The organism is Rhodoglobus sp. (genome assembly GCF_053580035.1).
In genome coordinates this window covers 235067-242765 of the sequence record NZ_JBMDVL010000004.1, presented here as the reverse complement: position 1 = coordinate 242765, position 7699 = coordinate 235067, and the positions used below count along the sequence as shown (strand labels likewise).

Genomic DNA, 7699 nt, shown 5'->3' with positions numbered 1-7699 from the left:
ATCCTAAGATCTGACACCGAAACCCACAAGAGGTAAAACGATGTTTGACTCGACCACAACTCGAAAGTTGAGGAGGATGGTGGTCCCCACTTGAGGCCGGACACTCAGCAGCAAAAACTGACTTAGCGATCCGCACCTTTGGGGTGACTAGAAAGAACTTTACGTGCAGAATCCCCCTCCCGCCAATACCGAGAACATCCCGGGCGTGTCGAGAAAGTGAGCACCACAAAACACTGTGCTCCGACCACACTCGGCGCTGAAAGTTGAGGGTGGGCGACCAGAATTGGCGAGGAATCGAAATGACGAGTGCCACGGCTCCGCTGCCGAATGCTTAGCGCGTGTTCATCACCGACATCGACGCGGGGACTGACAAGGGCACGACTTCGTAAACCACGTGGACAAATTGGCCTACAGCCGCGGCTGAGGTCAAGCGCAAGCGATCGGCGCCCACGACGCGAGGAAAGAGTGGCGCACCACCCAGCACAGCTGCGGGCGCGAACGAGATAGAGATTTCATCGAGGGCTCCCGCATCGAAGAATTGGCCAGCCAATTCGCCGCCACCGACGACCCAGATGTCGCCGTCACCCGCAACTTCGCGGATCGCGGGCAGAGCATCCGCAACGTTGCCTCGAACGAATCGAACGTCGGCACCGTGGGGAACCGGTAAATCGCGAGTCGTGAAGACAAAGGTCGGCTTGTCACCAAAAAGTTCAGCCCACTTATGCGGTTGCGCGATGAGGTCTTCGTGCTCGAGCACCCACTCATAGGTGGTCGCCCCCTCGACCAGAACGGTCGCAGTGGGAGCAACAGCGGGGGTTTCATCATCCGCAACAGCGAAAAGCCACTCAAGAGAATTTGCCTCGTCAGCAATATAACCGTTGAGTGTGGACGCGGTTTCGAACAGAATGCGGGACATTCCGTCAGGCTACGCCGACCCTACGACGTAACGAAAATTCCAGCGAGGGTCTTCTTGCCGCGACGGAGAACCGCCACATCCCCTGGCAACAAATCACCACCAACAGTCGCCTGGTCATCCGCCACCGCAACATTGTTGAGGTAGACGCCACCCTGCGAAATGGCGCGACGCGCCTCACTCGCACTCGACACCAGCGCAGTATCTACGAGCAGTTGCACGATAGTGGCATCCGCTGCGGCATCGACGTGGTTGAGCTCTCGCAGCGCTGAAGCAAGAGTGTGGGCATCCAACGATGCCAACTCCCCCTGGCCGAATAGCGCAGCAGACGCCGATATCGCCGCTTCGGTGGCAGCGCGGCCGTGAACCAACGACGTCACCTCGAAGGCAAGGGTCTTCTGCGCTTCGCGCCTAAACGGCGCCTCCGCCACAGCAGTTTCGAGTTCTGAAATACGTTCCCGCGAGAAAAACGTGAAAATCTTCAGCCTCTGGATGACATCCGCATCATCAGTGTTGAGCCAGAACTGGTAAAACGCGTACGGGCTCGTCATCTCAGAGTCGAGCCAGATCGCATTGCCCTCACTCTTGCCGAACTTGGTGCCATCCGAGTTGGTGATGAGCGGGGTACCGATCGCGTGAACGCTTGCGCCCTCAGCCTTGTGGATGAGATCTGTACCGCTCGTGAGGTTGCCCCACTGATCACTGCCGCCCGACTGCAGCACACAACCGTAGCTGCGGTAGAGCTCCAAATAGTCCATACCCTGCATGACTTGGTAGCTGAACTCGGTGTAGCTAATTCCGGCGTCACTGTTAAGGCGTGCGCTGACGGCATCCTTCTTCAGCATTGTGCCGACCCGGAAGTACTTGCCGACATCCCGCAGAAAGTCGATCGCGCTCATCGGCGCTGTCCAGTCGAGGTTATTGACCATGCGCACCGCATTGTCGCCCTCGGTGCTGAGGAACTTCGAAACCTGAGCCTGCAAGTAGCTCACCCATTCGGCAACCGTCTCGTTGTCGTTGAGGGTGCGTTCAGCCGTGGGCCGAGGATCTCCAATGAGGCCGGTGGCTCCCCCAACGAGTCCAAGCGGTTTGTGGCCAGCAAGCTGGAGGCGGCGAAGCAGCAGGAGCTGCACGAGGTTTCCGAGGTGCAGGCTTGGTGCAGTCGGATCGAATCCGCAGTAGTAGGTGATTGGGTCGCCAGCCAGAAGCTCCTTGAGAGCATCCGCGTCTGTCGAGACATGCACGAGGCCGCGCCAGACGAGTTCGTCCCACAGGGTCGCGAAAGAGGCGTCGTTGCTTTGATTGCTGAGTGATTCTGATGCGGTCGCTGACACGCCTTTAACCGTAGTGGAGGTTGCGGCAACTCGTGACGCGGCAGGGAAGCAAGGCTGAGAGTCTGATTGTCAAGAATCAATGCTGTGGGCCTGATATTTACGAATCAATGCTGTAGCCTTTAGTTATGTTTGTCATTACAGCAGATCAACGAAACAGCAGACGCAGCGCGGATGCCGTAGCCGAAGCACTGCAATTGCTCAATGCTGAGCGGCAGAACGACCTCGCCCTCACCGCCGAACGCACCGCAGGTGACGAAGTGCAAATGTTGCTGAACTCCGCACAAGCAGCTCTCGAGATCGCCCTCGAACTCACGCGAACCGGCCAATGGAGCGTCGGCATCGGAATCGGCGCCGTGCCAACGCCCTTCGGCGCCACCGTTCGCGCAACAAGCGGCCCCGCCTTTATCGCCGCGCGCACCGCAATAGACCGAGCCAAGAAAAGTCCCGCAAAGTGCGCCGTCGAATCAGATCCAACCAGCGAACTCGCCCGCGACATCGACCCGCTGCTCGAACTCCTCATCCTGATGAGAAACCGGCGCACCGACAACGGGTGGGAACTGTACGACCTGCTCAACACCGGAATCACTCAAGCTGATGCCGCCGAACGACTCGGAATCTCACCGCAATCAGCAAGTCAACGAGCCCTCGTTGCCGGACTGCGCACAGAGGAAGACGCCGTGAGCGCACTTGCTAACCTTCTCGACAGAGCCCACGACGCACTGACAATAGACAAAGCATTCAACGCAGAGGAAGGCACTTCATGATCGGCTGGTGGATAACCGTACTGATTCTCACGATCGGCGCAATCGGCACAGCCATGATCGCGACGCGCACCGAAAAGTATTGGCTAGCAACATCCGCCTTCGTGCCGGTCGCGCTAGCCCTCATCCTTGGCTCAACCCAGAACCCACTTCCCAGCGACCTTTCGGGCCTCGTCATACTCATGAGTGTTGCCATGATTGCGCTGGCTACCGTCGCCGGAAGCCCCCTCGTGGCCTACGTACTCTCGCTCGCATCGTACCCGGCAACCCGCGGCATCCACGGGGGAATTCTGGTCAGTGATGCTGACTCTCCCCTGCCCCAGCGGGAGATTCTGCGTGGCGGCACAACCATCGGCTACCTCGAACGCTTCGCCTTCATCGGGTCGATTATGGTCGGGCAACCCGGTGCAATCGCGGCCATCATCGCAATCAAAGGTCTTGGTCGATTCTCCGAACTGGAAAATGCGGCCGCCCGTGAACGATTCATCATCGGCACGCTCGTGAGTCTCGTCTGGGCCGGCCTCTGCACCGCAGCCCTACTGCTCGGGCGCTAACCGCTCCACCTCGGGCGGTCGCGGCTTCTCAACCCACGTGACGAGCACCACCGACACGATCATCAGCAGCAACCACGATCCGAGCTTGGCAATAGACACCAGTTCCCAACCCTGCGATTGATTGGGATAGACCCAGGCGTTTGACCACGTCGCCACGTTCTCTGCGATCCAAATGAAAATCGCGACAAGCACGAACGCGACAAGCACGGGCATCCGGAAACGTGCCCGCGATACACGCACGTGCATCACCGTGCGCCAATAGACCACCGCGATTGCCACAAACAGGAACCAGCGTGCGTCGAGGATGAAATGGTGGCTGAAGAAGTTGATATAGATGAGCAGCGCCAGAATCGCCGTAATCCAACGACGCGGATACCGATCAAAACGCAACTCAAAGAGGCGGAAAACCCGCACCATATACGAACCAACCGCCGCATACATGAAGCCGCTATACAGCGGAACCCCGAAAACGTGCAGGATGCCGTCGCCCTCATACGTCCACGAGCCGGCATCCGTCTTGAAAATTTCCATCACCGTACCCACGATGTGGAACAGGATGATCACCCGAAGTTCCCGCAGAGTCTCGAGCTTGAACACCACCATGAGAACTTGAATCGTCAGCGCTGCCAGCACCAAAAAATCGTTGCGCGCCAGGGTCGCCGACTCGGGGTACCAGAGCCGTGTGAGTACGAGCACCGCCAGCAACGCGCCACCAAAAACGCATGCCCAAGCCTGTTTGAGCACGAAGACCGTGAACTCAATTACCCAGGTTCGAGCACGGCTTGGTCGACGGTGAGATTGTTGATCGAGCGTGCGATGAGCCCACTCATCAATTCGCTGCTCAAGTGCGGTAAAGCGGGCCATCAGGTGGGATTGCGCTTCGCTGCTGACCGATACGGTGACACGCTCGGCTCACCCGGAATCCAGAAACGCCACGGATAATCATCAGAACCACCGTCACCGGCAACTCCAGTGCGTGGCCCCGCTTCGAACGGTGCTGCCGAGGAAGGGAGCTCTAAGCGCACGCGACCCGACTCAAGGTCAGTACCGGCGTCATCCAACCCAATCCCGAGCGCAACAACGAGGCGTGCTGGGCCCTGCGCGAGATCGGTACGCTTTCGAGAACGTGCTCGTCGTTCTGTGGCAACGTCAACACCCGCGATGACTTCTCCCGCACGCAGCAGTACCGCGGATGCATTGCCCTCCGGCATACACACCACGTTCGCGCACGTATGCATGCCGTAGGTGAAGTAGGTGTACAAGTGGCCTGGCGGTCCGTACATCACGGCATTGCGTTTTCCCGGGCCCCGAAACGCATGGGACCCCGGATCACGCTCCCCCATATAGGCCTCGACTTCGGTGAGCCGAACAGCAACATCACCAACCCGCACGACAGCACCCAGCAACAACGGTGCAACCTCAGTCGCCGGCCTGCTGAGCAGTTCGAACACGTCTAGCGAAGGACCTGAGGATCAAGCGATGCCGCAAGCACGCGAACTCGCTCAGTGAGCTCGGCGCGCTGCTCTGCAACACGAACAGGGGCTGTGCCACCGATGCCGGCGCGACTCGACACAGAACCTTCTACCGTGAGCACGGCGCGCACATCACCCGTGAGGTGGGGGGAAATGGCTGCATAGTCCTCATCTGATGGCTCGTGAAGTTCAAGCGAGTTGTCTTCGCAGAACCGCACCAAAGAACCACTGATCTCGTGGGCTTCACGGAACGGAACGTGCTGACGCACGAGCCAATCCGCAACATCCGTCGCCAAAGAAAAACCCTGCGGCGCAAGTTCGGCCATGCGGGCAGTATTGAAACGCAGCGTGGCGATCATTCCCGTGAAGGCTGGCAGCAGAACCTCGAGAGTCTCAACTGAATCAAAAACCGGCTCTTTGTCTTCTTGCAGGTCGCGATTGTAAGCCAACGGAAGTGCCTTAAGCGTGGCGAGGAGACCCGTCAAGTTGCCAATGAGGCGTCCAGCCTTGCCGCGAGCAAGCTCCGCAATGTCTGGATTCTTTTTCTGCGGCATGATCGACGAACCAGTGGAATAAGCATCATCGAGTTGCACAAAATCGAACTCACGCGTGTTCCAGAGAATTATCTCTTCGCTCAGTCGCGAGATGTCGATGCCGAGCTGAGCCGTGATGAACGCAAATTCAGCCACAACGTCCCGGCTCGCAGTCGCATCGATCGAGTTTTCGGTCGGGCGAGCAAGCCCAAGCTCACGAGCAACCAGAGCCGGATCGAGTCCGAGGGTGCTGCCGGCAAGCGCACCAGAGCCATACGGTGATGTGGATGCTCGGACCTTCCAATCACGCAAACGCTCGAGCGTGCGCACGAGCGGCCAGGCGTGGGCGAGCAAGTGATGCGCGAGCAGTACAGGCTGCGCATGTTGGAGGTGGGTGCGCCCCGGCATGATCGCTGACTCGTGCTTCTCTGCCTGAGCAACCAGAGCATCGATCAGGTCGACAACCATTTTCGCAATCGCACCAGCGTGATCGAGCAGATAGAGGCGCACGAGGGTAGCGATTTGATCGTTGCGGCTGCGTCCGGCGCGGAGTTTACCTCCGACGTCAGCCCCAGCGCGCTCAATGAGTCCACGCTCCAGAGCAGCGTGAACATCTTCCTCAGATTCGAGAGAAGTAAAGCTTCCATCGGCGACAGCTTCGCTCAACGACTGCAGAGCATCCACCATCGTTTCGAGTTCGACGTCGTTGAGATACCCGGCGGCCGCGAGCGCCTGTGCGTGCGCTCGCGAACCGGCGAGGTCGTACTGCGCAAGCTGCCAATCGAAGTGAGTCGATTTGCTCAACCGGGCAAGCTCCGGCGATGGACCGCTTGCGAAGCGGGCTCCCCAGAGTTGTCCTTCACCAGTTTCAGCAGATTGCGCCATGATTAGCCCTGCTTTGCGTCGCGGCGAGCCGAGATCTTGCTTGGCAGCGACCAGAGGTCGATGAAGCCCTTCGCCAGTGACTGGTCGAAGGTATCCCCGGTGTCGTAGGTGGCAAGGCTGAAATCGTAGAGGCTCTGCTCCGACTTGCGACCGGTCGGCACTGCACGACCGCCGTGAAGGGTCATACGGATTTCTCCGCTGACGTAGCGCTGCGTGTCTTCAACGAACGCGTCGAGTGAACGCTTGAGCCCTGAGTACCAGAGTCCGTCGTAAACCAGGTTGGACCATTCGGTTTCAACGCCGCGCTTGTAGCGACCGAGGTCGCGCTCAAGGGTGAGTGACTCAAGCTCTTCGTGGGCGGCGATGAGCGCAATCGCGCCGGGAGCTTCGTAAACTTCACGACTCTTGATACCGATAAGACGGTCCTCAACCATGTCAATGCGGCCAACGCCGTGCTTGCCCGCAATTGCGTTCATGTGCTCAACGATGGCGAGCGCCGACATCGAAACGCCGTCGATGGCAACGGGGATACCGGCTTCGAAGGTGATGGTCACTTCGTCAGCCGGAAGGCCAGCTTCGGGGTTTGAGGTGTACTCGTAAAGGTCTTCGATGGGGGCGTTCCACGGGTCTTCGAGGAAGCCAGTCTCGACCGCACGGCCCCAGACGTTCTTGTCGATCGAGTACGGGCTCGCCGCAGACTGACGGATCGGAAGGTTGTGCTCTTCCGCATAGATGATCGCCTTGTCACGAGTAAGAGCAAGGTCCCGCACGGGCGCGATGCTCGTGAGGTCGGGAGCGAGAGCAGCAACGGCGGCTTCAAAGCGCACCTGGTCGTTTCCCTTGCCAGTGCAACCATGAGCAACACTGTCGGCGCCAAGAGCCTGAGCGGTCAGCGCGAGGTGGCGAGAGATCAGCGGACGGCTGAGAGCTGAAACGAGAGGGTAACGCTTCTGGTAGAGCGCGTTGGTCTTGAGAGCTGGCATGAGGAAGTCATCAGCGAACTCATCCTTCGCGTCAACAACAATCGACTCAACAGCACCACAATCGAGAGCACGCTGACGGATGTCGTCCATGTTTTCGCCACCCTGGCCGACGTCAATCGCCAAAGCGACAACCTCTTTGCCTGTGGCGTCCTTGAGCCAACCGATACCTACGGAGGTGTCGAGTCCGCCTGAGTAGGCGAGTACAACGCGTTCTGACATGTGATTTTCTCCTTGAAGTCGTGATTCAGTTTAGGGAACTACACC

General features: G+C 58.9%; 8 protein-coding genes. 2 read left to right on the top strand and 6 right to left on the bottom strand.

Annotated elements, in window-relative coordinates:
* Positions 1–331: 331 nt before the first annotated feature.
* Both ACOH1Z_RS13450 and tyrS read right to left on the bottom strand, forming a co-directional pair.
* Positions 332–916: a dihydrofolate reductase family protein gene (locus tag ACOH1Z_RS13450; protein WP_449649004.1), complete on the bottom strand. Its 585-nt coding sequence runs from the start codon at positions 914–916 to the stop codon at positions 332–334.
* 20 nt (positions 917–936) lie between these two features.
* Positions 937–2247 carry a tyrosine--tRNA ligase gene (tyrS, locus tag ACOH1Z_RS13445; protein WP_449649003.1) on the bottom strand — a complete coding sequence of 437 codons (1311 nt, stop codon included), beginning with the start codon at positions 2245–2247 and terminating at the stop codon, positions 937–939.
* Between the two features lie 125 nt (positions 2248–2372).
* On the opposite strand from tyrS, the gene ACOH1Z_RS13440 reads away from it, so the two are divergent.
* Positions 2373–3011 carry a DNA-binding protein gene (locus ACOH1Z_RS13440; protein ID WP_449649002.1) on the top strand — a complete coding sequence of 213 codons (639 nt, stop codon included), beginning with the start codon at positions 2373–2375 and terminating at the stop codon, positions 3009–3011.
* Positions 3008–3562: a hypothetical protein gene (locus ACOH1Z_RS13435; RefSeq protein WP_449649001.1), complete on the top strand. Its 555-nt coding sequence runs from the start codon at positions 3008–3010 to the stop codon at positions 3560–3562. The genes ACOH1Z_RS13440 and ACOH1Z_RS13435 overlap by 4 nt, the downstream gene beginning before the upstream one ends.
* Here the strand turns inward: ACOH1Z_RS13435 and ACOH1Z_RS13430 are convergent.
* From ACOH1Z_RS13430 to ACOH1Z_RS13415, 4 genes are read right to left on the bottom strand one after another with little or no spacing between them, the layout of a single operon-like run.
* Positions 3545–4426, bottom strand: a complete 882-nt coding sequence (locus ACOH1Z_RS13430; RefSeq protein WP_449649000.1) for a DUF817 domain-containing protein — start codon at positions 4424–4426, stop codon at positions 3545–3547. The two genes, ACOH1Z_RS13435 and ACOH1Z_RS13430, sit on opposite strands and share 18 nt — an antisense overlap.
* Positions 4426–5013, bottom strand: coding sequence for a DNA-3-methyladenine glycosylase (locus ACOH1Z_RS13425; protein WP_449648999.1), 588 nt, complete (start codon positions 5011–5013; stop codon positions 4426–4428). Before ACOH1Z_RS13425 ends, ACOH1Z_RS13430 begins: the two co-directional genes overlap by 1 nt.
* A 2-nt stretch (positions 5014–5015) precedes the next feature.
* Entirely contained in the window at positions 5016–6452 is a 1437-nt protein-coding gene (gene argH / locus ACOH1Z_RS13420; protein ID WP_449648998.1) for an argininosuccinate lyase, read from the bottom strand.
* A 2-nt stretch (positions 6453–6454) separates the two neighbouring features.
* Positions 6455–7654 carry an argininosuccinate synthase gene (locus tag ACOH1Z_RS13415; RefSeq protein WP_449648997.1) on the bottom strand — a complete coding sequence of 400 codons (1200 nt, stop codon included), beginning with the start codon at positions 7652–7654 and terminating at the stop codon, positions 6455–6457.
* Positions 7655–7699 lie beyond the last annotated feature (45 nt).